Raw genomic sequence first — 23,141 nt, forward strand, 5'->3', positions numbered from 1 at the left:
GCGTCACCCGCCGGCTCCGGCCCACACCTGCCCCGGCCCAATCAGCAGGCCCAACTTTCGAAGGACTGAGACTTAGTGGCTGTCGACATCACCACGGACCTCAACAAGGTCCGCAACATCGGCATCATGGCGCACATCGACGCCGGCAAGACCACCACCACCGAGCGGATCCTGTTCTACACGGGGATCACCTACAAGATCGGTGAGGTCCACGAGGGCGGCGCCACGATGGACTGGATGGAGCAGGAGCAGGAGCGCGGCATCACGATCACGTCCGCCGCGACGACCTGCTGGTGGAAGAACCACCAGATCAACATCATCGACACCCCCGGGCACGTCGACTTCACCGCCGAGGTCGAGCGCTCGCTGCGGGTGCTCGACGGCGCGGTGGCCGTCTTCGACGGTGTCGCCGGCGTCGAGCCGCAGACGATGACCGTGTGGCGCCAGGCGAACAAGTACTCCGTCCCCCGGATGTGCTTCGTCAACAAGCTCGACCGCACCGGCGCGGACTTCTTCCGCTGCGTCGACATGATGGTCGACCGCCTCAACTCCACCCCGCTGGTCCTGCAGATCCCGATCGGCGCCGAGTCCGACTTCCTCGGCGTCGTCGACCTGGTCGGCATGCGCGCCCTCACCTGGCGCGGCGAGACCAAGATGGGTGAGGACTACGAGGTCGAGGAGATCCCGGCCGAGCTGGCCGACAAGGCCGCCGAGTACCGCGAGAAGTTCCTCGAGACGCTCGCCGAGGCCGACGACGCGATCATGGAGAAGTACCTCGAGGGTGAGGAGTTCACCGTCGAGGAGCTCGAGGCCGCGATCCGCCGGGCCACGCTGGCCGACCGGGTCAACCCGGTGCTGTGCGGCACCGCGTTCAAGAACAAGGGCGTCCAGCCGCTGCTCGACGCGGTCGTGAAGTTCCTCCCCTCGCCGCTCGACATCGACGCGATCATCGGTCACAAGCCCGGTGACGAGGAGACCGAGATCGCCCGCAAGCCCTCCGACGACGAGCCGTTCTCCGGCCTGGCCTACAAGATCGCCTCCGACCCGCACCTGGGCAAGCTGATCTACGTCCGGGTCTACTCCGGCAAGCTCGAGGCCGGTTCGACCGTGGTCAACTCGGTCAACGGCCGCAAGGAGCGGATCGGCAAGGTCTACCAGATGCACGCGAACAAGCGTGAGGAGATCGCCTCGGTCGGCGCCGGCCAGATCGTGGCCGTGATGGGCCTGAAGGACACCAAGACCGGCCACACCCTGTGCGACCAGCAGAACCAGGTCGTCCTCGAGTCGATGACGTTCCCGGCCCCGGTGATCGAGGTCGCGATCGAGCCCAAGACCAAGAGCGACCAGGAGAAGCTGGGCATGGCGATCCAGCGGCTCTCCGACGAGGACCCGACCTTCACGGTCAAGTCCGACGAGGAGACCGGTCAGACGATCATCGCCGGCATGGGCGAGCTCCACCTGGAGATCCTGGTCGACCGGATGAAGCGCGAGTTCCGCGTCGAGGCCACCGTCGGCAAGCCCCAGGTGGCCTACCGGGAGACCCTCCGCAAGGAGGTCAAGAACCACAGCTACACCCACAAGAAGCAGACCGGTGGCTCCGGCCAGTTCGCGAAGGTCGTCGTCTCGCTCGGCCCCAACATCGACCCCGAGACCGGTGTCGGCGCGGGCTACGTGTTCGAGAACAACGTCTCCGGTGGTCGCGTGCCGCGCGAGTACATCCCCTCGGTCGACCAGGGCGGCCAGGAGGCCATGGAGTTCGGCGTGCTCGCCGGCTACCCGATGGTCGACGTGAAGTTCACCCTCGAGGACGGCGCCTACCACGACGTCGACTCCTCCGAGTTGGCCTTCAAGATCGCCGGCAACCAGGCCTTCAAGGAGGCCGCCCGGATGGCCAAGCCGGTGCTGCTCGAGCCGATGTTCGCGGTCGAGGTGACCACGCCCGAGAACTTCCTCGGCACGGTCATCGGTGACATCAACAGCCGGCGCGGCCACATTCAGGCGCAGGAGGAGCGGCACGGCGACATGGTCGTCTCCGCCCTCGTGCCGCTGTCCGAGATGTTCGGGTACGTTGGCGACCTGAGGTCGAAGACCTCCGGCCAGGCTTCGTACTCGATGGAGTTCGACTCGTACGCCGAGGTTCCTTCGAACATCGCCGACGAGATCATCAAGAAGGTTCGCGGCGAATAGCGCAGCGGAACCTCGCACCACCACTGCTAGTACGAGTCAAGTAACACACACACCAGGAGGAGCCCACCGTGGCTAAGGCGAAGTTCGAGCGGACCAAGCCGCACGTCAACATCGGCACCATCGGTCACATCGACCACGGCAAGACGACGCTGACCGCAGCGATCACCAAGGTCCTGCACGACAAGTACCCGGACCTGAACCCCTTCACGCCGTTCGACGAGATCGACAAGGCGCCCGAGGAGCGGCAGCGCGGCATCACGATCTCGATCGCGCACGTCGAGTACCAGACCGAGGGGCGCCACTACGCGCACGTCGACTGCCCCGGTCACGCCGACTACATCAAGAACATGATCACCGGCGCGGCGCAGATGGACGGCGCGATCCTGGTGGTGGCCGCCACCGACGGCCCGATGCCGCAGACCCGCGAGCACGTGCTCCTCGCCCGCCAGGTCGGCGTGCCGGCTCTGGTCGTCGCGCTCAACAAGTGCGACATGGTCGACGACGAGGAGCTCATCGAGCTCGTCGAGATGGAGGTGCGCGAGCTCCTCAGCGAGTACGAGTTCCCGGGCGACGACATCCCGGTCGTGCGCGTGGCCGCGTTCCCGGCCCTCAACGGCGACGCCAAGTGGGGCGACTCGATCGCCGAGCTGATGCAGGCCGTCGACGACTACATCCCGACCCCGGCGCGCGACACCGACAAGCCGTTCCTGATGCCGGTCGAGGACGTCTTCACGATCACCGGTCGTGGCACGGTCGTCACCGGCCGCATCGAGCGCGGCATCGTCAAGGTCGGCGAGGAGATCGAGATCCTCGGCATCCGCGACACCTCGGCGAAGACCACGGTCACCGGTGTCGAGATGTTCCGCAAGCTGCTCGACGAGGGTCAGGCCGGTGAGAACGTCGGTCTGCTGCTTCGCGGCACCAAGCGCGAGGACGTCGAGCGCGGCATGGTTCTCGCCAAGCCGGGCACCACGACCCCGCACACCAACTTCGAGGCCTCGGTCTACATCCTCTCGAAGGAGGAGGGCGGCCGGCACACGCCGTTCTTCAACAACTACCGCCCGCAGTTCTACTTCCGCACCACGGACGTGACGGGCGTCGTGACCCTGCCCGAGGGCACCGAGATGGTGATGCCCGGTGACAACACCGAGATGGCCGTCGAGCTGATCCAGCCGATCGCGATGGACGAGGGTCTGCGGTTCGCGATCCGCGAGGGCGGCCGCACCGTCGGCGCCGGTCGGGTCACCAAGATCACCAAGTGATCTCGGCAGGCTCGGTCGACCGGGTCGTCTGACACACAGCGAAGGGCCCCCAGCCGCAAGGCTGGGGGCCCTTCGCCGTTCCCGCGGCCGGTCTCAGGCCATCGCGTCGGAGCGCGCGTGCTGGGCGACGATCGGCCAGTAGACGCGGGTGCGAGCCTGCTCAGCGGGGGCCGCGTGGTCGGAGTAGTACTCCTCCCACATCACCTCCTGGTTGAGCACGAGCTCGCGGGCGGCGGCGTGGTCCTGCAGCACGGTGTAGGTCTCGGGCAACCGTTCGTACGGGCCGATGTGCAAGGTGGTCAGCGCGTCGCCGGTCGGGAGCACGAGCGGTTCCACCACCCCGTCGCCGACCACCTCTTCGTCGACCACGAACCCGGCCGAGGCCCGGAAGAGCCCCCCGTCGATCCGATGGTAGAAGCCGACCGCGGGGCCGGTGATGGCGATCCCGTGCTCGGTCAGGAACCTGGCCACGGTGCCGAAGGCGGCGGCCATCCGGTCGCCCAGCTCCTCGTGGTGCCACTCGAAGGTGGTCACGGCGAGGTGGCGGCCCACTTCATGGGTGATGCTGACTGTCTGGTTCATCGTCTCTTTCCTCCCGGCGGTTCACTTGGAGGCTAGGTCCGGCGCGCAGGGCGGCTGTAGGGCCCAAGGGCCCGGCGGCCAGGGACCCTGCCGGCTGGGAGAGGATGGTCCTCATGCAGGAGGAGCCTGCCGGCGTCCGCCCGGCCCGACCCCACCACCGGCTGACCGACGACGGACGCCGGATGCGCGAGGTGCTGACCTACTCCCGACGGGGCAGCCGGTTCAGCACCTCGCAGGCCGCCGCCTGGGAGGCGCACGCGGCGCGCTGGGTGGTGCCCGAGGAGGCCATGGACCGGCCCGGGTTCTCCTGGCCCGAGGTCTTCGGACGCGAAGCGCCGCTGGTCGTGGAGATCGGCTCCGGTGTCGGAGAGGCGACGGCAGCGCTGGCCGCGGGACACCCGGACCTCGACGTGGTCGCCTTCGAGGTGTGGCGTCCGGGGGTGGCCGAGACGCTCGGCCGGCTCGCCGACGCGGGTGCGGAGAACGTCCGGCTCTGCTCGGTCGACGCGGTCTGGTCGTTGGAGCACCTCTTCGCTGCCGGATCGGTGGCCGAGCTGTGGACGTTCTTCCCCGACCCCTGGCACAAGGCGCGCCATCACAAGCGGCGGTTGGTCGGGCCCCGATTCGCCGCGCTCGCGGCCTCGCGGCTCGCGCCCGGCGCGGCCTGGCGGCTGGCCACCGACTGGGAGCAGTACGCCGCGCAGATGCGCGAGGTGCTCGACGCCGAGCCCCGGTTGGCCGGGGGCCCGGTCGCCCGCTGGGAGGAGCGACCGGTGACCAAGTTCGAGCGCAAGGGGCGCAACGCGGGGCGGCAGATCACCGACCTGTGCTACCGGCGGGTCGACTCGCCCTAGTCAGCAGGTCGCCAGGCCCACCGGTCCGGTGCTGCCGCGCGGCACCAGTCGGGTCGCCAGCACGATCCGGTCGTGGGCGGCCGGTCCCGATTCGGCGCCGAGCTGTCCCAGCGCCGCGAGCACCGCCTGGGCGGCCAGTCTGCCCTGCTCCTGCACCGGCTGGGCGACCGTGCTCAGGTCGAAGAACGCGGCCATCTCGTGGTCGTCGAGTCCGATCACCGAGACGTCGTCGGGCACGCGCAGGTGGAGCGTCCGGGCCGCGTGCAGCACCCCGATCGCCATCTCGTCGGAGGCGGCGAAGACCGCCGTCGGGCGCGGCCGGCGACCGAGCAACGCCAAGCCGGCCTGGTAGCCGCCGGTCACGGTGAAGTCGCTGTCGGCCTCGAGACCGGGGTCCGGATCGATCCCGGCCTCGGCCAGGGCCCCCCGGTAGCCGCGCTGCCTCCCGATGGGCGCGGTGAAGTCGAGGGCGTGCTCGGTGTTGCCACCGACGTAGGCGATGCGGCGGTGACCGAGCCCGAGCAGGTGCTCGACCGCGGTTCGCGCGGCCTGCTCGTCGTCGATGCCTACGCTGGCCCAGCCCGGCACCTCGCTGCCGACCACCGCCACCGGGAGGCCGAGCCGCGCGAGCCAGTCCTGCTCGTCCTGGCTGGGGGTGAGGGCCAGGATCAGCACCGCGTCGACCCGCTTGCGCAGCAGGTGCGTCTGGAAGACCCGGTGCCGGGCGTCGTGGTCGCCGGCGAGGTTGTAGAGCAGCAGGTCGTAGCCGTGACCGCGCAGCACCTGCTCGGCGGCGTGCACCACCGAGGAGAAGAACCACTGCGTCACGAACGGCACGACCACGGCGACTGTGCGGGTCTGTCCGCTGGCCAGCCCGGCTGCGCTGGGGGAGGCGACGTAGCCGAGGCGCAGCGCGGTCTCCATCACCCTGGCGCGGGTCTGCTCGGAGACCCCGGGCAGGCCGCGCAGCGCCCGCGACACGGTCGCGGTGGACATGTGCACCTCGCGGGCGACGTCCTTGATGCTGGTCACGGCCGGCCCCTTCGTGCGGCACCGCGCGAGGCAATAGGTTGGTGTCCATGACGACCCGCCTGCCCGCCGCCGGGCCCCTCTCCTTCGGCACCGCGACCGCGTCCTACCAGGTGGAGGGGGCGGTCGCCGAAGACGGCCGCGGCCGCTCGATCTGGGACACCTTCACCGAGCGCCCCGGCGCGATCAAGGACGCCTCCGACGGCGCGGTGGCCTGCGACTCCTACCACCGCTTCGACGAGGACGCCGACCTGCTCGCCGGGCTCGGCGTCGACTGGTACCGCTTCTCGATCGCGTGGCCGCGGGTGCTCCCGGAGGGCCGTGGCCGGGTCGAGACGCGCGGCCTGGACTACTACGACCGGCTCGTCGACTCGCTGCTCGCCCGCGGGGTGGGCCCCTCGCCCACGCTCTACCACTGGGATCTGCCGCAGGCGCTCGAGGACGCCGGCGGCTGGCTGGTGCGTGACACCGCCGAGGCCTTCGCCGACTACGCGATGGTCGTGCACGAGCGCCTCGGCGACCGGGTGGGGCTGTGGACCACCCTCAACGAGCCGTGGTGTGCCGCCTACCTCGGCTACGCCGGCGGCGTGCACGCCCCGGGCCGGCGGGAGGGCGGCGACGCCCACCGGGCGGCCCACCACCTCAACCTCGCCCACGGCCTCGCCGCCGCCCGACTGCACGAGGCCAACGCCGGCGACGTCGGCATCGCGCTGAACCTGGCGCCCATCTGGCCCGAGCGACCCGAGGCCGAGCGGGTCGCCGACGGCGTCGACGCCGTGCGCAACCGGGTCTGGCTGGGCCCGCTCGTCGACGGCGCCTACGACGAGGGACTGCTGTCGGTCGCACCGGTGCTGCGCGACCCCGAGCTGGTCCGCGACGGCGACCTCGAGCTGGTCCGCGGCTCCGCCGACTGGATGGGGATCAACTACTACACGCCCGTGCGCCCGGACCTGCCCGAGGGGCTGCCCGCCGGCGAGGCGCACCCCGAGGCCGGCGCCTACCCGGGCGTCGACCCGGTCGCGTTCGTGGTCCGCGAGCCCCGCACCGACATCGGCTGGGAGGTCGAGCCCCGCGGTCTCGAGGAGCTGCTCGTGGAGACCCACCGCCGCTCCGGCCTGCCTCTCATCGTCACCGAGAACGGTGCCGCCTACGCCGACGAGGTGGTCGACGGGCCTGACGGGCGCACCATCGACGACCAGGACCGGATCGACTACCTGCGCGGTCACATCGACGCCACCGAGCGCGCCCGCGCCGCCGGGGCCGACGTCCGCGCCTACTTCGTGTGGACCCTGCTCGACAACTTCGAGTGGGCAGAGGGCTACACGAAGACGTTCGGCATCGTGCACGTCGACCCCGACGACCAGACGCGCACGCCGAAGGCCTCGTACGCCTGGTTCGCAGACCGGGTCCGGTAGGGGGGCTCGGCCGGCTGTTCCGGCCACGGTTCCTAGCCCTTGACGCTGCCCGCGAGCAGGCCGCGGACGAAGTAGCGCTGCAGGGAGAGGAACACGATCAGCGGGACGACCAGCGACACGAACGCGCCCGCGGACAGCAGGTGCCAATCGGCCCCGCGAGTTCCGGAGAGCTCGGCCAGACGGACGGTGACCGGCGAGATGTCGAGGCTGCCGCCACCGAAGACCAGCGCCACCAGCAGGTCGTTCCACACCCACAGGAACTGGAAGATGCCGAACGCGGCGATGGCGGGCATCATCAGCGGCAGCATGATCCGGCTGAAGATCTGCACGTGGCCGGCGCCGTCGACGCGGGCCGACTCGATCAGCTCGCCGGGGATCTCGCGCATGAAGTTGTGCAGCAGGTAGATCGCCAGCGGGAGCGCGAAGATCGAGTGGGAGAGCCAGATCGTGTAGAAACCTCCGCCGGGCGCCTCGCCGCCGGCCAGTGAGATCAGGTTGAAGGGCGGCTTCACGTAGGCGCTGAGCAGCGGGATCATCGTGATCTGGATCGGCACGATCTGGAGCGCGAAGACGCCGATGAACAGCAGGTTGCGACCCGGGAAGCGCATCCATGCGAAGGCGTAGGCCGCGAGGGTCGCCAGGGTGATCGGGATCAACACGGACGGCAGCGTGATCACGATCGAGTTGATCACGTAGGTGCCGAACTCGGCGCTGCTGCCGCCGGTGAGCACCTCGCGGTAGTTCTCGAGGGTGTAGGGCCCGCCCAGGCCCGTCCACCAGCCGCTGCCCTTGACCTCGTTCTCGGGACGGAACGAGGAGATCAGCAGGCCGGCCGTGGGGACGGTCCACAGCACCGCGATGACGACCGCGGCCAACGAGGCCCAGGGGTTGGTCAGCGCCTTCTTGGCGGTGGAGGCAGCGGACTCCTTGGCGATCGCGCCGGTGACGACCCCGGCCGGGGGGTTCGTGGTTGTCATCGTGCCTCCAGCTTGCGCATCTGACGGATGTTGTAGATCACGATCGGGAGCACCAGCACGAAGATCAGGGTCGCCAGCGCGGCACCGAGACCCTGGTCGAAGGACCGGAAGCTCTGCACGTAGTACTCGTAGGCGAGCACGCTGGTGTCGTAGTTGCCGCCGGTGGTGGTGCGGACGATGTCGAAGACCTTCAGCGTGGTGATGCTGATCGTGGTCAGCACGACGATCAGCGAGGGCCGGATGCTCGGCACGGTGATGTAGCGGAACATCTTCAGACCGCCCACGCCGTCGAGCCGGGCGGCCTCGACGATGTCGTCGGGGATGGCCTTGATCGAGGCCGACAGGATCGTCATCGCGAACCCGGCCTGCACCCAGACCATGATCACGATCAGGAACAGGTTGTTCCACGGCTCGGTGAGCAGGAACCGATAGGTGTCGAAGCCCAGGCTCTTCAACACCTGGTTGGCCAGGCCGATCTGGTCGTTCTCGGTGGCCCGGTAGTCGTAGACGAACTTCCAGATGATCGAGGCTCCGACCAGGGAGATCGCCATCGGCAGGAAGATCAGCGCCTTGGCGAACTTCTCGAACGGCGAGCGGTCGACGAGGACGGCGTAGACGAGACCGATCAGCGTGGAGAGGACCGGCACCAGCGCCACCCACAGGGCGGTGTTGCGCAGCACCAGCAGCAGCGCCTCGTCGGTGAACACCTCGCGGTAGTTGTCCCAGCCGACGAACTCGTCGCCACGCCGGTCGAAGAACGACTGGTAGATGTTGTTGATGGCCGGATAGAGCAGGCCGAGACAGATCAGCAGCACCGCAGGTAGCACGAAGGCGGCGGTCTGGACGAGTTCACCGGAGCGTGAGCGCATCCGCGAGGTCATCAGCAGGATGCCGCCGACCACGACCACGAACAGCGCGACCGCGATGAACATCTGGAGGAACTTGCCGCTGACGGTGTCGATCTCGATCGAACCGGCCAGCGTGGCCAGCACGATCAGCAGGACGACGATGACCACCGGCGTCACCACGAAGGTGAGGATGGGGAGGAGTCGGGTCAGCAGCGAACTGCCTTCTCCGCTCGAAGATCCGGGGGGCGATTCGCTTGCCGGGGCGGGGCCGGTGGGGTCCAGGTCGTGCTCAACGGGCATCGGAACTCCGGGTGCGCGGGGGCCGCAGCGCGGCGGCGGCCGAGTCGGGCGGCGGTGGCGGAGGAACAGGGGCCGGGGCGTCGCGGTCCCCGGGTGGACCCGGGGACCGCGACGTGTGTTGCGGGTTTGGTGTGACGGGAGGCCCCGGTCGGCTCAGCGGCCGGCCGAGGCCGCACCGGTCACGGCCAGGAGGACTCGATCTTCTCGAGGCTCTCCTCGGTGGACTGCCCGGTGATCCAGGCGGTCATCTCGCGCCAGAACGAGCCGGCGCCGACCTCACCCGGCATCAGGTCCGAGGCGTCGAACCGGAAGGTGGCGTCCGGGTCGGCCAGGATCTCCGCGGAGAGCTGGTCGATCGGGCTGACCAGGTTCGCGGTGTCGAGACCGTTGTTCGCCGAGACCCAACCGCCGGCCGGGGTGGCCTTGGCCTTCTCGTTGGCCCACACGTCGCTGGACAGGTAGGTCTGGAACGCCTGGGTGACGGTGTTGTCGTTGAACGCGGCCACGAACTCGCCGCCACCGAGGACCGGGTTGCCGAAGTCCTCGCCGATCGGCGGGAGGTAGAACGCGAACACGTCGCCGTCCTCGGCCACGTTGGTGCCCTCGGGCCAGTTCGCGGCGTAGAAGTTCGCCTGGCGGTGCATCGCGCACTTGCCGTCGACGATCGGCAGACCGCCGTCCTGGAAGGCGGTGGTGGCGATCGACTTCACGTCACCGAACCCACCGTTGACGTAGTCCTCGTTCTTGAGGATGTCGCCCACGGTGTCGAGGCCCTCGACCACGGCGTCGTCGTTGAACGGGATCTCGTGGTTCATCCACTGGTCGTAGACGTCGGGGCCGCCGGTGCGCAGCAGCACGTCCTCGAGCCAGTCGGTGGCCGGCCAGCCGGTGGCCTCGCCGGACTCGATGCCGGCGCACCAGGGCTTGACCTTGCCCTCGTCGGCGATCTGGTCGGACAGCGCGATCATGTCGTCCCAGGTCTGGGGGATCTCCCAGCCGTTGTCGGCGAACATGCTCGGGGAGTACCACACCAGCGACTTGACGTTGGCGCCCAGGGGAGCGGCGTAGAACGTGCCGTCGACGGTGCCGTAGGCCTTCCAGTCCTCACCGAAGAACTCGTCGACGTTCTCCTCGACCGGCCCGGGGGCGGCGACGACGGCGTCGGTGTCGGTGACCAGCGTGTTCAGCAGGCCGGGCTGGGGGATGTAGGCGAGGTCCGGCGGGTTGCCGGACTTCGCGCGCACCACCAGCTGGGCCTCGAACTCCTTGGAGCCTTCGTAGTTGACGGTGGCGCCCGTGCACTCCTCGAACAGGTCGTAGGAGTCGATGTGGGGCTGGTCCTCCGGGGCGACGATGGAGGTGTAGAGGCTGACCTCTTCACCCGTCAGGTCGCCGAACTGGACCAGTTGTTCACACCCCGCCTTGCCCTCACCGGGGGAGGTGCCCTCGGCGGTGTTGGTGCCTTCGTCGCCCTCATCCTCGGCGCAGCCGGCCAGGACCATGCCCGCGACAGCCAGTGCGGCTGCGGCGGCGATCCCGGGACGAATCTTGCGTGCTCGCATGCGTATCCCTCTCTGCCTTGTCGTCACGTCCGCCTCGCCTTATGGCTGGACCGGCGTCCGTCAACTACCGATGCAAACGTTTACTCTTCCCGCCGTCAACCGGGTGTCGTAACGATGCTGTAACGCAGCAGGTGGGCGATATTGCCCGGGGGGCTGGTGGGTCCGGCACCGCCGGAAGTCGTTGTCCCCGCGTGGATCTCTCGCTAGGGTGCCTCCCCGCCCGGCCGGCGGGACGCGCCCTCCGGGCCGGATGCGAAGCGGTCTGGACCGCGTCGGCCGGTCAGCCGCCGGCGCAGCTCGGCCTCGCGGGCCAGCCGGGCGGTGTCCCGTTCGCGCCTGGCCGCGATCACCGCGGCCAGGAACGCCTCGGGTGGGGTGCCCGGCGGCGGCGGCGGGGCGACGTACGCCGCGACCTGGCCGGCGAGCCGGCCGGCCACCGCGGAGCGCGCGGCGGCGTCGAGGGCCGCGGCGCGACCGAGCAGCTGCCGCACCGCCAGGGCCAGTCCCGGGGGCAGCGGGGCGATGTCGGCTCGGCGGGCCCAGCCGGCCAGCGGGGGCGGCATCGGCGTCGGAGGGGGCAGCCGCAGCCGGGCCCGCTCGCGCACCACGTAGGTGCCCGCCGCGTAGTCGCCCAGCCGCTTGCCGCGGTGGCTGAGGATCGCCGAGAAGAAGGCCGGGGCGCCGGACAGCGCGTAGATCTCCACGATGCCCACCAACGCGCGCACGAAGGCGTGCTGGAAGGAGATCGGGCCGGCGTCGTCGCGCACCGTGCGCAGCCCCAGGGCGAGCTTGCCGAGCGAGCGTCCGCGGGTGAGGGTCTCCAGGGCCGTCGGGAAGACCAGGAACACCGTCGCGAGCGAGCCGATCCAGGCCACCCAGGTCAGCGCCGCGTCGGTGCGCAGCGCGGCAGCCATCGTGAGCATCACCATGCCGACCAGCAGGGCGAGGGTGGCGACCACGTCGATCAGCCCGGACGCGATCCGGGGGCCGACACCGGCCGGCGGCAGGTCGAGCGCGACGGCCTCGCCGGTGACGAGGTCGTCCGCGGTGAGCGTGGCGTGCTCCGGCGCGGTGGAGGGCGGCACCCCGGCAGCATAGGCTCGCCTGCGTGGACCTGGACGCCTACGTGCTCGCCCACGCCGGGGACTGGCAGCGTCTCGAGCAGCTGGTCCGTCGGCGGCGGCTCGGAGGCGCCGAGGCCGACGAGCTGGTCGACCGCTACCAGCAGGTGGCCACCCACCTCTCGGTGGTCCGCACCTCCGCGCCCGACCCGGCGCTGGTCACCTATCTCTCCTCGCTGCTGGCCCGGGCCCGGCACCGTTCGGTCGGCACCCGCAGCGGCACCTGGGCCGGCGTCGCCCGCTTCTTCGGTCAGCGGTTCCCCGCCGCGCTCTACCGGTTGCGCTGGTGGTGGCTGGCCACGATGGCGGCGAACGTCGTGGTCACCGCGGTGATGATGTGGTGGCTGCTGGACAACCCGGTCGTCGAGCAGAGCCTGCTCTCCCCGGCCGAGGTCGACAGCCTGGTCAACGAGGACTTCGAGGGCTACTACAGCGAGCACGCCGCCAGCCACTTCGCCGCCCAGGTCTGGGTCAACAACGCCTGGGTGACCGCGCTCTGCCTCGGGCTGGGGGTGCTCGGGCTGCCCGTGGCCTACCTGCTGTTCCAGAACCTGGCGAACCTGGCGGTGATCGGCTCGATCATGCACCGACACGACCACGGCCAGCACTTCTGGGGGTTGCTGCTGCCCCACGGCCTGCTGGAGCTGACCGCGGTCTTCGTGGCCGGCGGTGTGGGACTGCGCCTGTTCTGGTCGTGGGTCGAGCCACGGGGGGTGCCCCGAGCCACGGCGATGGCCCGGGAGGGCCGCACCGCGGGGACGGTCGCGCTCGGACTGGTCGCCGTGCTGTTCGTGAGCGGCGTGATCGAGGCCTTCGTCACGCCCTCGCCGCTGCCGACCTGGGCCCGGGTCGGGATCGGGGTGCTCGCGGAGCTGGTCTTCTTCGGCTTCGTGTTCGTGCTGGGACGCCGTGCCGTCCAGGCGGGGCACACCGGGGACGTCGACGCGATGCTGCTCGAGGACCGGGTCGCGACCGCGGACTGAGCGCTACAGCAGGCCGCGCGACTTCAGCAGCAGGTAGTGGTCGGCCAGCGCGGGGGCCAGCCGCTCGGCGTCGGCGTCGACGACGTCGAGGCCCAGCGCCCGCAGCGTCGCCGCGGTGTGCCGACGCCGCGCGAGCACCTGCTCCGCGGCCGCGGCGGCGTAGGTCTGCTCGAGGTCGCCGCGAGCGGCCGCCAGCTGCTCCAGCTCGGGGTCGCGGACCGCGGCGAGCACCACCCGGTGGTGGCGGGTCAGGGTCGGCAGGACCGCCAGCAGCCCCTCCTCGACCACCGAGGGCTCCAGCGCGGTGAGCAGGACCACCAGCGCACGTTGTCTGCCCAGGCCGCTGACCGCGCCCGCGAGCGCGGTCCAGTCGGCCTCGGCGAGCACCGGCTCGAGGTCGGCCATCGCCTCCTGGAGCTCGGGGACGGCGCGGGTCCCGGCCGAGCGGAGCCGGGTGCGCACCCGCCGGTCGCCGGCGACCAGGTCGACGCGGTCACCGGCACGGGCGGCCAGCGCGCCGAGCAGCAGCGCGGCGTCCATGGTCGCGTCGAGCAGCGGCACGTCGGGCACCCTGGCCGCCGACGTGCGGGAGGTGTCGAGCACCAACACCACCCGGCGGTCCCGCTCGGGCTGCCAGGTGCGGACCACGACGCCCCGGCTGCGGGCGCTGGCCCGCCAGTCGATCGAGCGCACGTCGTCACCGCGGACGTACTCGCGCAGCGAGTCGAACTCGGTGCCCTGGCCGCGCACCCGGACCGCCGAGCGTCCGTCCAGCTCGCGCAGCCGGGCCAGCCTCGAGGGCAGGTGCTTGCGGGACTCGAACGCCGGCAGCGCGCGCACCACGCCCGGCACCTCCCGGGTGTGCTGCCGGGCTCCGAGGCCCAGCGGGCCGGTGGCCCGCACCGTCACCCCGGCGGCACGCAGGTCGCCGCGCCGGTGGGGGAGTAGCGGGGTGCGCAGCCGCACCCGGTCACCCGCGGCCAGGACCACCCGGTGGCGGTTGCCGCTGGCGCCGGCCGTGGGCTGCCAGGCGTCGCGCAGCGTTCCCCGGAGGGGGCGGTCGGTCGGGTTCTCGACCACCAGCTCCGACGCCGCCGGCGTGCCGACGCGCACCGCCTGGGTCGGCCGGCGCGCCACCTCCAGCCGCTGCGGCCGCGGCGCCAGGGCGACGTCCAGGCCCACCAGTGCGGCGACGGTGAGCAGCCACACCCAGGCGGTCGCGAACGATGGGAACAGCAGCAGCGGGCCGATCCCGAGCAGCACCAGGACCGGGACCCGGCCGGTGATCGCCATCAGCGGGCCGGCTCGTGACCGGTCACCGGGGCACCGGGACCGACGACAGGGCTGCGCCCAGCACCTGGCCGACGTCGACGCCCTCGAGCTCGGCCTCGGGGCGCAGCCCGAGCCGGTGCACCAGGGCGGCCTGTGCCAGCGCCTTCACGTCGTCGGGGGTGACGAAGTCGCGGCCGTTCAGCCAGGCCCAGGCCCGGCTGGCGCGCAGCAGGGCGGTGGCGCCGCGCGGGCTGACCCCCAGCTCCAGCGACGGCGAGACCCGCGTGGCCCGGGCGATGTCGACGATGTACGCCGCCACCTCGGGCGCGACCTGCACGGTGCCGACGGCGCGCTGGCCGGCGGCGATGTCGGCGGCCCCGGCCACGGCGCTCACCCCGGCGCCGGCGACGTCGCGAGGGTCGAAGCCCGTGGCGTGCCGGCGCAGGATCTCGAGCTCGTCGTCGCGCTCGGGCACCGGCAGCACCACCTTGAGCAGGAACCGGTCCAGCTGGGCCTCGGGCAGCGGGTAGGTGCCTTCGTACTCGACGGGGTTCTGGGTCGCCGCCACCAGGAACGGCCGCGGCAGCGGGCGGGTCGTCCCGTCGACGGACACCGACCCCTCCTCCATGGCCTCCAGCAGCGCCGACTGGGTCTTCGGCGGGGTGCGGTTGATCTCGTCGGCGAGCAGCAGGTTCGTGAACAGCGGCCCCTCGCGGAAGACCAGCTCGCCCTGCTCGTTGTCGATGACCATCGACCCGGTGATGTCGCCGGGCATCAGGTCGGGGGTGAACTGCACCCGTCGGGTGCGCACCGCGAGCGCCGCGGACAGGCTGCGCACGAGCAGGGTCTTGGCCACCCCGGGCACGCCCTCCATCAGCACGTGGCCGCCGCACAGCAGTGCGACCATCAGCCCGCTGACCGCGGCGTCCTGGCCGACCACGGCCTTGGCGACCTCCTCCCGCACGGCGCCGAGCCGCTCGCGGGCCTCGTCGGCGGTGGGCGCGGGCTCGTCGGGTCCCTCGGGGCGGTCCTCCGGGTGGTGCTCGGTCATGGGCGGCGTACCTCTTCCTCGAGTGTGGCCAGCTCGCCGGCCAGTCTGATCAGGTCGTCGTCGGTGGCGGGGGAGGGGGCGGCGGGGGAGAGTAGTGCGGCGACCTCGCCCGCCGGCCGCCCGGTGCCCGCCGCGACCGCGGCGACGAGCGTGTCGGCGTCGACCCGACCCAGCCGCAGCCGGGCGCCGACGCGATCCCGGGTGGCCTCGCGCAGCGCCTCGGCGGCGTGCCGACGGTCGCCGGCCTTGCGATACATCCGTCCCCGGCCCAGCGTGGTCTCGATGGCCCGCACCGTCACCGGCAGCGGCTCCGTCACCAGCGGGCCGAGCCGACGGCCGCGCCACAGCGCGAGGGCGGCGACGGCCGCGAGCGCCAGCAGCAGGGCCGGTGCCAGCCACGGCGGGAGGAGGCTGCCCAGCGACACCCCGTCGTCGGCGTTCAGGTCGGCAGGGTCCGGGACGTACCAGACCAGCTGCGGGTCACGGCCGAGCAGGCGCAGCGCCAGCGCCGCGTTGTCGGCACGCAGCACCTGGTCGTTGGTGAGCGCCTCCGCGGCGCCGAGGAGCAGCACGCCGTCGCGCTCGGCCAGCAGCGCGCCGTCCGTCACGCCGAAGCAGCCGCGGCCGGGGTAGGCCAGCGCCGCGTCGACGCTGAGGGTCAGCCCGCCGAGGAGCTCCTCGAGGGCCGGGTCGTCGCAGCGGGCGGTCACCCCACGGGCCCCGCTGGAGGATGGTGCCGGGCCCAGACCGAGTGCCCGGGTGGCGCCGACGTCGGCGCCGGCCACCACCAGCCGGGCGTCCTGACTGTGCCCCCGCAGCTCTTCGGCGGTGCTGGCGCCCAGCGCCCAGGTGGCGGTGACCAGCACGGTGGTGCCGGGGCCGGGGCGGGTCTCGCGCAGCTCCTCCTCGCCTCGGACGACGTGCACCTCGACCCCCTGGTCGGCCAGCACCCGGGCCACCGCGCGCGCGCCGTCCGGGCCGGGGTTGTCCGGGTCGAGAGGCTCGGAGGTGCGGGGCCCCCCGGCGGAGAGCACGACGAGCGTGATCGCCGCCGCCACGGCGCTCCCGATCAGCAGGGGCGCCCGCCAGCGGCGCCACCGGTCGGGACCGGGGCGCGCCGTGGCGGAGGTGTTCACCGCAGCACCGCCATCCGGTCGTCGAGGTCGAGCACCGAGCGCGCCTGCTCCGCGGTCGCCGGGTGATGGCCGTAGAGCACCTCGTCGAACAGCAGCGCCGCCCGGCGCAGCGCGGCCCGGTGGTCGGGGAACTCGGCCTCCAGCGCTCGCGCCACCTCGTGCGCGGTGGCGCCGGGTGCGTCGTCGAGACGCCCGCGCTCGACCTGGCGCACCGCCAGGGACCGGAACGCGTCGACCAGGGCCTGCGCCGGCCGGCCCGCGGCCAGCGCCGCCTCCGCCCGGGCGCGCAGCTGGGCGGCGTCGAGCCGCTCGGCACCCAGCATCGGACCAGCAGCCGGCCGGGCCCGCGGCGTGCGGCGGGCCCGGGAGAGCAGCCACGCCAGCGCGGTGACCAGCAGGGCCAGCACCACCACCGCCGCGACCTGGGAGAGGGAGGGGAGGTCGGCGGCCGCCTGCAGGCCCCGGTCCACCTGGCGTTGCAGCCAGCGCAGCAGCCGGGCCACCAGGTTGGTCTCGTGGTACTCCGGGCGGAGCAGCTCCTCGCGCAGTGACGAGCGGGCCTCGTCGGGGGTGGGCACCAGGGGCGGCTCGCCGAGCATGCCGAGAAGAGGGCCGGTCACGACGGGGCGACGCCCGAGCGGGCCAGGAGCTCGACGTCGTAGCCCTCCTTGCGCATCCGCTGGTCGAGGTACTGCAGCGCGGTGACCGTGGAGGTGAACGGCGTGATGAAGGCCGCCGAGGCCACCGACGAGAGCGCCTGCACCACCATCAGGGCGAGCACGGCGTACTCGGGTCCGGTGGCGACCATGATCAGCGGCCCGGCGAAGGACAGCGGCAGGGCCAGGGCATAGCTGGCGGCGCTGGCGATGAGGATCGTCAGCAGCCCGATGCCGAAGGTGCGCCAGAACTGCCGGCGGGTGAGGGCGAAGCCGCGCCCGACCGCCCGGAACACGCCGACCTCCTCGAGCATCAGCGCCGGCACCGGGAGGTAGTAGACGCGGATCCAGAACCAGGACATGAGGACGGCGAAGAGCGGCAGCGTGACCACCCCGAAGACCACGTAGCCCACGGCGTCGGGGTCCGCCAGCGCGAGCAGCACCCACAGGCCGGCGTAGAGGACCAGCGCCAGGCTGCCCAGCGTCCCGAGCAGGAACGCCAGCCCCAGCAGCCGCCAGCGCTTGCCCCGGGTGGCCGTCCAGGCCTCGCCGAGGGAGAGCCGGCGGCCGATGGCGGCCGCGGAGGCGACGTGGGCGACCATGCCCGTGACCAGGATCATGCCCAGGCCCTGGAGCAGCGTGCCCAGCCCGAGGGCGCCGAACGAGCCGATCAGGCCGGCCGCGTCGGCGTCGCTCATGTCGGAGGAGTCCAGGGACAGGTTCACCGCCCAGGTCAGCACGGCGGTGACCAGCACCGGCACCGACATCGCCACGGCCGCCACGAGGACCGCGGACCCGACGGTGGCGCGGGGGTTGAAGCGGATGATGCGGAACGCCCCGTCGTAGAGGTCGCCGAGCCCCAACGGACGCAGTGGGATGGCTCCGGGCTTGTGCGCGGCGGCGAGCGGCGCCGGCCACCCGTGGGGCGCGCTCGGCGGGGGGTACGGGGCACCCGGCGGGGGATAGGCGGCGCGGGGGGGCGGGTACGCGGCGCCGGGGGGCGGGTACGCCGCGCCGGGGGGCGGGTACGCGGCGGGCGGGGGGTACGCAGCAGAGGCCGGCGGCACGGCGCCTCCGGGCGGCGGGTAGGCCCCGGGATCGTGCTCGAAGCTGTCGGGCATGGCGTCCTTCCCGAGGGGCGGCAGCGGGCCGCGGCGACCGTGTCCCGAGTATCCTGTCAGGTGTCGGTATGGGGCTCCCCAACCGATTTGGACTCGGGCCTGATCTCTGCCAAGATGGTCCGGTTGCTTCGGCGGGTCGCCGGGGCACGGCCACAATCTTGACTATTGAATCGCGTCTCCCGTGAGTTCGGTGGTCCGGCGTGCGCCCGTGCCGACCAGGAGACCCGATCAGCCCGACGAACCCGTCGGGCGCCACCAAAGAAACGAACAGCGAGGCCCCGGCCTCGTGCTGCGCCCAGACTGAGCGACACGCCCGACCGCGGGGGTCGGAGCTCAGGCGGGGAACGGCTCGGAGTGGTGGAGCACGGGCGGTGCGGTCTCACCCGAGATCGCGTCGTGACCAGCACGCGGCACTGATGACAAGGACGAGAGAGACCTATGGCGGGACAGAAGATCCGCATCAGGCTCAAGGCCTATGACCACGAGGTGATCGACACCTCGGCGCGCAAGATCGTGGACACCGTCACCCGTACGGGTGCTCGCGTCGCCGGCCCCGTGCCGCTGCCGACCGAGAAGAACGTCTACGTCGTGATCCGCTCGCCCCACAAGTACAAGGACTCCCGCGAGCACTTCGAGATGCGCACCCACAAGCGCCTCATCGACATCATCGACCCCACGCCGAAGACCGTCGACTCGCTGATGCGGCTGGACCTGCCCGCCGGTGTCGACATCGAGATCAAGCTCTGAGGTTGCGAGCCATGACTATCGAACGCAACGTGAAGGGCCTGCTGGGCACCAAGCTCGGCATGACCCAGCTCTGGGACGAGAACAACCGCATCGTCCCGGTGACCGTGATCGCCGCGTCCACCAACGTGGTCACCCAGATCCGCAAGCCCGAGACCGACGGCTACAACGCCGTCCAGGTCGGGTTCGGCGAGATCGAGGGCCGCAAGGTGAACAAGCCGCAGTCCGGTCACTTCGCCAAGGCCGGGACGACCCCCCGTCGTCACCTGGTCGAGATCCGCACCGCCGACGCCGCCTCCTACGAGGTCGGGCAGGAGCTGGCCGTCGACACCTTCGCCGCGGGCGAGGACATCGACGTCACCGGCACCAGCAAGGGCAAGGGCTTCGCCGGTGTGATGAAGCGTCACGGCTTCGCCGGCGTGTCCGCCTCGCACGGCGCCCACCGCAACCACCGCAAGCCCGGCTCGATCGGCGCGTGCGCCACCCCGGGCCGCGTCTTCAAGGGCGTGCGGATGGCCGGCCGGATGGGTCACGACACCGTCACCACCCAGAACGTCACCGTGCACTCGGTCGACACCGAGAAGGGCCTGATCCTGCTCAAGGGCGCCGTCCCCGGCCCCAAGGGCGGCCTGGTCGTGCTCCGCTCGGCTGCCAAGAAGACGCAGGAGGCCTGAGCATGGCTACCAAGTCCCAGACCAAGGTCAAGACCGTCAAGGTCGACCTCCCGGCGGAGATCTTCGACGTCGAGGTCAACATCCCGCTGATCCACCAGGTGGTCGTGGCCCAGCAGGCCGCCGCCCGCCAGGGGTCGCACTCGACGAAGACCCGCGGGGAGGTGCGCGGTGGTGGCCGCAAGCCCTACAAGCAGAAGGGCACCGGCCGCGCCCGCCAGGGCTCGACCCGCGCGCCGCAGTTCGCCGGCGGTGGCACCGTCCACGGCCCGCAGCCGCGCAAGTACGACCAGCGCACCCCCAAGAAGATGAAGGCCGCCGCCCTGCGCGGAGCCCTGTCCGACCGGGCTCGCAACGACCGGATCCACGTGGTCGAGTCGCTGGTCACCGGCGACAAGCCCTCCACGAAGGCCGGCCTGGCCGCCCTCGCCGGGCTGTCGGACCGCGACCGCTTCCTCGTGGTGCTCGAGCGCACCGACGCCGTCACCTGGCTCTCGCTGCGCAACGCACCCCAGGTGCACATCGTGGCGGTCGACCAGCTCAACACCTACGACGTGCTGGCCTCCGACGACGTGGTCTTCACCCAGGGCGCTTACGAGCAGTTCGTGAACGGCAAGTCCGCGACCGCCGAGGAGACCGAGAAGTGAGCACCCTGCACAAGGACCACCGCGACATCCTGATCGCGCCGGTGGTGTCGGAGAAGAGCTACGGCCTCCTCGACGCCAACAAGTACACCTTCCTGGTGCGCCCGGACGCCAACAAGACCGAGATCAAGATCGCGGTCGAGAAGGTGTTCAACGTCAAGGTCACCTCGGTCAACACGATCAACCGCCAGGGCAAGGCGCGCCGCACCCGCTACGGGATCGGCCGCCGCGCCAACACCAAGCGGGCGATCGTCAGCCTCGCCGAGGGCCACCGCATCGACATCTTCGGGGGTCCGGTCTCCTGACCGGGCAGCTGGACTAACGAGGACTGAACATGGCTATCCGCAAGTACAAGCCGACCACGCCGGGCCGACGCGGCTCGTCGGTCGCCGACTTCGTCGAGATCACGCGCACCACCCCCGAGAAGTCCCTGACCCGTCCGCTGCCCAAGAAGGGCGGCCGCAACAACCAGGGCCGGATCACCACCCGGCACCAGGGCGGCGGCCACAAGCGGGCCTACCGGATCATCGACTTCCGTCGCTACGACAAGGACGGGGTGCCGGCCAAGGTCGCGCACATCGAGTACGACCCCAACCGCACCGCTCGGATCGCGCTGCTGCACTACGCCGACGGCGAGAAGCGCTACATCGTCGCGCCGAAGGACCTGCGCCAGGGCATCCAGGTCGAGTCGGGTCCGAACGCCGACATCAAGCCCGGCAACAACCTGCCGCTGCGCAACATCCCCGTGGGCACCACCGTGCACTGCGTGGAGCTGCGTCCCGGCGGCGGGGCGAAGATCGCCCGCTCGGCCGGCAACTCGGCCCAGCTCGTCGCCCGTGAGGGCAGCCGCGCCACGCTGCGCATGCCGTCCGGCGAGATGCGCTTCGTCGACGTGCGCTGCCGCGCCACCGTCGGCGAGGTCGGCAACGCCGAGCAGTCCAACATCAACTGGGGCAAGGCCGGCCGGATGCGGTGGAAGGGCAAGCGCCCGACCGTCCGCGGTGTCGTCATGAACCCCGTCGACCACCCGCACGGCGGTGGTGAGGGCAAGACCTCCGGTGGTCGCCACCCGGTCTCGCCCTGGGGCAAGCCCGAGGGCCGCACGCGCAAGCGCAAGGCCAGCGACTCCCAGATCATCCGCCGTCGCAAGTCCGGCAAGGGTAGGAAGTAACTGACATGCCTCGCAGCCTGAAGAAGGGCCCCTTCGTCGACGGCCACCTCATGAAGAAGGTGGACGCGGAGAACGACAAGGGCAGCCACAACGTGATCAAGACCTGGTCGCGCCGCTCGATGATCGTCCCGGCCATGATCGGCCACACGATCGCGGTGCACGACGGTCGCAAGCACGTGCCGGTGTTCGTGACCGACTCGATGGTCGGCCACAAGCTCGGCGAGTTCGCCCCCACCCGCACCTACCGCGGGCACGTGAAGGAAGACCGGAAGGGACGCCGTCGATGAGCACCACCGACCGCCAGCGCGTGAGCGCGCGCCGCGAGTCGCTGCTCGGCGACCAGCCGGGCGCGTTCGCCAGCGCCCGCTACACGCGGATCACCCCCCTCAAGGCCCGCCGTGTCGTCGACATGGTCCGCGGTCTGCCCGTCGACGACGCCCTGGCGCTGCTGCAGTTCGCACCGCAGGCCGCCTCGGAGACCGTCTACAAGGTGCTCGAGAGCGCCATCGCCAACGCCGAGACCACCGAGGGTCTCGACCGCGGCGACCTGATGGTCTCGGTCGCCCAGGTCGACGAGGGCCCCACGATGAAGCGCTGGCGCCCCCGCGCCCAGGGCCGGGCCACCCGGATCAACAAGCGCACCAGCCACATCACCCTGGTCGTGCAACCGGCGGCCGTCGTGGCGGAGAACAAGGCGTCGACCAAGAAGAGGAAGAGTGCCTGATGGGCCAGAAGATCAACCCGAACGGCTTCCGACTCGGCATCTCGACCGACCACAAGAGCCGCTGGTACGCCGACAAGCTGTACAAGTCCTACGTCGGCGAGGACGTCGCGATCCGCAAGCTGCTCAGCAAGGGCATGGAGCGCGCCGGCATCTCCCGCGTCGAGATCGAGCGCACCCGTGAGCGCGTCCGGGTGGACATCCACACCGCGCGTCCGGGCATCGTGATCGGTCGCCGCGGCGCCGAGGCGGACCGCATCCGCGGCGAGCTGGAGAAGCTCACCGGCAAGCAGGTGCAGCTGAACATCCTCGAGGTGAAGAACCCCGAGGTCGACGCTCAGCTGGTCGCCCAGGGTGTCGCCGAGCAGCTCTCGGGCCGCGTGCAGTTCCGTCGCGCCATGCGCAAGGCGATGCAGACCACGATGCGCTCGGGTGCCAAGGGCATCCGGATCCAGTGCTCGGGTCGGCTCAACGGCGCCGAGATGTCGCGCACCGAGTTCTACCGCGAGGGCCGCGTCCCGCTGCACACGCTGCGTGCCGACATCGACTACGGCTTCTACGAGGCCCGCACGACCTTCGGCCGGATCGGCGTGAAGGTCTGGATCTACAAGGGCGAGGTCGCCGGCACCCGTGCCGAGCGCCAGGCCCAGGCTGCCGCCCGCGCCGGGGTTCCCGGTCGCGGTGGTCGTCCGACGCGGGGTGGGGACCGTCCGAGCCGTGGCTCGCGCGGTGACCGTCCCACGCGCGCCGACCGCGGCACCGAGACCCCAGCGAGCCAGGCGCCGGCCGAGGCCGCCGCTACCGCTCCCGCCGAGTCCGGACAGGAGGGCTGAC

At 71.4% G+C, this 23,141-nt stretch carries 23 protein-coding genes and 1 pseudogene; 13 read left to right on the top strand and 11 right to left on the bottom strand.

What is annotated here, in order from left to right:
* Window positions 1-75 precede the first annotated feature (75 nt).
* Window positions 76-2,187, top strand: coding sequence for an elongation factor G (fusA, locus tag D6B71_RS15475; protein ID WP_121256652.1), 2,112 nt, complete (start codon window positions 76-78; stop codon window positions 2,185-2,187).
* Window positions 2,188-2,255: 68 nt separating this feature from the next.
* Complete coding sequence (gene tuf / locus D6B71_RS15480) at window positions 2,256-3,449, top strand: elongation factor Tu (RefSeq protein WP_121256654.1); 1,194 nt, start codon at window positions 2,256-2,258, stop codon at window positions 3,447-3,449.
* Between the two features lie 93 nt (window positions 3,450-3,542).
* Here the strand turns inward: tuf and D6B71_RS15485 are convergent, their stop codons facing one another.
* Entirely contained in the window at window positions 3,543-4,031 is a 489-nt protein-coding gene (locus D6B71_RS15485) for a GyrI-like domain-containing protein (protein ID WP_121256656.1), read from the bottom strand.
* A gap of 113 nt (window positions 4,032-4,144) precedes the next feature.
* On the opposite strand from D6B71_RS15485, the gene trmB reads away from it, so the two are divergent.
* Window positions 4,145-4,885, top strand: coding sequence for a tRNA (guanosine(46)-N7)-methyltransferase TrmB (gene trmB, locus D6B71_RS15490; RefSeq protein ID WP_240641450.1), 741 nt, complete (start codon window positions 4,145-4,147; stop codon window positions 4,883-4,885).
* Here the strand turns inward: trmB and D6B71_RS15495 are convergent, their stop codons facing one another.
* Window positions 4,886-5,917 (bottom strand): LacI family DNA-binding transcriptional regulator, encoded by a 1,032-nt coding sequence (locus tag D6B71_RS15495; protein ID WP_121256661.1) that lies wholly within the window; start codon window positions 5,915-5,917, stop codon window positions 4,886-4,888.
* 47 nt (window positions 5,918-5,964) lie between these two features.
* Between D6B71_RS15495 and D6B71_RS15500 the strand changes: the two genes are divergently transcribed.
* Window positions 5,965-7,329: a GH1 family beta-glucosidase gene (locus D6B71_RS15500; protein ID WP_121256663.1), complete on the top strand. Its 1,365-nt coding sequence runs from the start codon at window positions 5,965-5,967 to the stop codon at window positions 7,327-7,329.
* Between the two features lie 32 nt (window positions 7,330-7,361).
* On the opposite strand, the gene D6B71_RS15505 is transcribed toward D6B71_RS15500, so the two are convergent.
* The 4 genes from D6B71_RS15505 to D6B71_RS15520 all read right to left on the bottom strand — a co-directional run bounded on the left by D6B71_RS15505 (window position 7,362) and on the right by D6B71_RS15520 (window position 12,101).
* A complete protein-coding gene (locus D6B71_RS15505) occupies window positions 7,362-8,306 on the bottom strand; it encodes a carbohydrate ABC transporter permease (RefSeq protein WP_121256666.1) in 945 nt (314 codons plus the stop codon).
* On the bottom strand, window positions 8,303-9,334 hold the full coding sequence (locus D6B71_RS15510) for a carbohydrate ABC transporter permease (protein ID WP_240641451.1): 1,032 nt from the start codon (window positions 9,332-9,334) through the stop codon (window positions 8,303-8,305). Before D6B71_RS15510 ends, D6B71_RS15505 begins: the two co-directional genes overlap by 4 nt.
* Before the next feature lie 299 nt (window positions 9,335-9,633).
* Entirely contained in the window at window positions 9,634-11,016 is a 1,383-nt protein-coding gene (locus D6B71_RS15515; protein WP_121256669.1) for an ABC transporter substrate-binding protein, read from the bottom strand.
* Between the two features lie 203 nt (window positions 11,017-11,219).
* A complete protein-coding gene (locus D6B71_RS15520) occupies window positions 11,220-12,101 on the bottom strand; it encodes an RDD family protein (protein ID WP_121256671.1) in 882 nt (293 codons plus the stop codon).
* Between the two features lie 23 nt (window positions 12,102-12,124).
* Here D6B71_RS15520 and D6B71_RS15525 point away from each other — a divergent pair, with 23 nt between their 5' ends.
* Window positions 12,125-13,120, top strand: a complete 996-nt coding sequence (locus D6B71_RS15525; RefSeq protein WP_121256673.1) for a stage II sporulation protein M — start codon at window positions 12,125-12,127, stop codon at window positions 13,118-13,120.
* A gap of 3 nt (window positions 13,121-13,123) precedes the next feature.
* Here the strand turns inward: D6B71_RS15525 and D6B71_RS15530 are convergent, their stop codons facing one another.
* From D6B71_RS15530 to D6B71_RS15550, 5 genes are read right to left on the bottom strand one after another with little or no spacing between them, the layout of a single operon-like run.
* Window positions 13,124-14,413, bottom strand: a complete 1,290-nt coding sequence (locus tag D6B71_RS15530) for a DUF58 domain-containing protein (protein ID WP_121256676.1) — start codon at window positions 14,411-14,413, stop codon at window positions 13,124-13,126.
* 22 nt (window positions 14,414-14,435) lie between these two features.
* Window positions 14,436-15,443 (bottom strand): AAA family ATPase, encoded by a 1,008-nt coding sequence (locus D6B71_RS15535; protein WP_121256678.1) that lies wholly within the window; start codon window positions 15,441-15,443, stop codon window positions 14,436-14,438.
* Window positions 15,440-16,579, bottom strand: coding sequence for a DUF4350 domain-containing protein (locus D6B71_RS15540; protein WP_121256680.1), 1,140 nt, complete (start codon window positions 16,577-16,579; stop codon window positions 15,440-15,442). The genes D6B71_RS15535 and D6B71_RS15540 overlap by 4 nt, the downstream gene beginning before the upstream one ends.
* The gene (locus tag D6B71_RS15545; protein WP_121256682.1) at window positions 16,576-17,199 is read right to left on the bottom strand and encodes a DUF4129 domain-containing protein; all 624 of its coding nucleotides are present in this window, start codon (window positions 17,197-17,199) and stop codon (window positions 16,576-16,578) included. Before D6B71_RS15545 ends, D6B71_RS15540 begins: the two co-directional genes overlap by 4 nt.
* Window positions 17,196-18,098, bottom strand: coding sequence for a hypothetical protein (locus tag D6B71_RS15550; RefSeq protein ID WP_121256684.1), 903 nt, complete (start codon window positions 18,096-18,098; stop codon window positions 17,196-17,198). Before D6B71_RS15550 ends, D6B71_RS15545 begins: the two co-directional genes overlap by 4 nt.
* A 696-nt stretch (window positions 18,099-18,794) precedes the next feature.
* Here D6B71_RS15550 and rpsJ point away from each other — a divergent pair.
* The 8 genes and pseudogenes from rpsJ (at window position 18,795) to rpsC (ending at window position 23,140) form a co-directional block, all read left to right on the top strand.
* Window positions 18,795-19,103 carry a 30S ribosomal protein S10 gene (gene rpsJ, locus D6B71_RS15555; RefSeq protein ID WP_121256686.1) on the top strand — a complete coding sequence of 103 codons (309 nt, stop codon included), beginning with the start codon at window positions 18,795-18,797 and terminating at the stop codon, window positions 19,101-19,103.
* Window positions 19,104-19,114: 11 nt separating this feature from the next.
* Window positions 19,115-19,774 carry a 50S ribosomal protein L3 gene (gene rplC, locus D6B71_RS15560; protein ID WP_121256688.1) on the top strand — a complete coding sequence of 220 codons (660 nt, stop codon included), beginning with the start codon at window positions 19,115-19,117 and terminating at the stop codon, window positions 19,772-19,774.
* Between the two features lie 2 nt (window positions 19,775-19,776).
* A pseudogene (rplD, locus tag D6B71_RS15565) lies at window positions 19,777-20,403 on the top strand (50S ribosomal protein L4); the annotation flags it as partial.
* 11 nt (window positions 20,404-20,414) lie between these two features.
* Complete coding sequence (gene rplW / locus D6B71_RS15570; RefSeq protein WP_121256693.1) at window positions 20,415-20,720, top strand: 50S ribosomal protein L23; 306 nt, start codon at window positions 20,415-20,417, stop codon at window positions 20,718-20,720.
* A 29-nt stretch (window positions 20,721-20,749) separates the two neighbouring features.
* Window positions 20,750-21,586: a 50S ribosomal protein L2 gene (gene rplB, locus D6B71_RS15575; RefSeq protein WP_121256694.1), complete on the top strand. Its 837-nt coding sequence runs from the start codon at window positions 20,750-20,752 to the stop codon at window positions 21,584-21,586.
* Between the two features lie 5 nt (window positions 21,587-21,591).
* Entirely contained in the window at window positions 21,592-21,873 is a 282-nt protein-coding gene (gene rpsS, locus D6B71_RS15580; protein ID WP_101525247.1) for a 30S ribosomal protein S19, read from the top strand.
* A complete protein-coding gene (gene rplV / locus D6B71_RS15585) occupies window positions 21,870-22,310 on the top strand; it encodes a 50S ribosomal protein L22 (protein WP_121256696.1) in 441 nt (146 codons plus the stop codon). The genes rpsS and rplV overlap by 4 nt, the downstream gene beginning before the upstream one ends.
* Window positions 22,310-23,140 carry a 30S ribosomal protein S3 gene (gene rpsC, locus D6B71_RS15590; RefSeq protein ID WP_121256698.1) on the top strand — a complete coding sequence of 277 codons (831 nt, stop codon included), beginning with the start codon at window positions 22,310-22,312 and terminating at the stop codon, window positions 23,138-23,140. The genes rplV and rpsC overlap by 1 nt, the downstream gene beginning before the upstream one ends.
* Window position 23,141: the final 1 nt, after the last annotated feature.

It is taken from the genome of Nocardioides ferulae, from assembly GCF_003660455.1.
Classification (GTDB): Bacteria; Actinomycetota; Actinomycetes; order Propionibacteriales; family Nocardioidaceae; genus Nocardioides; species Nocardioides ferulae.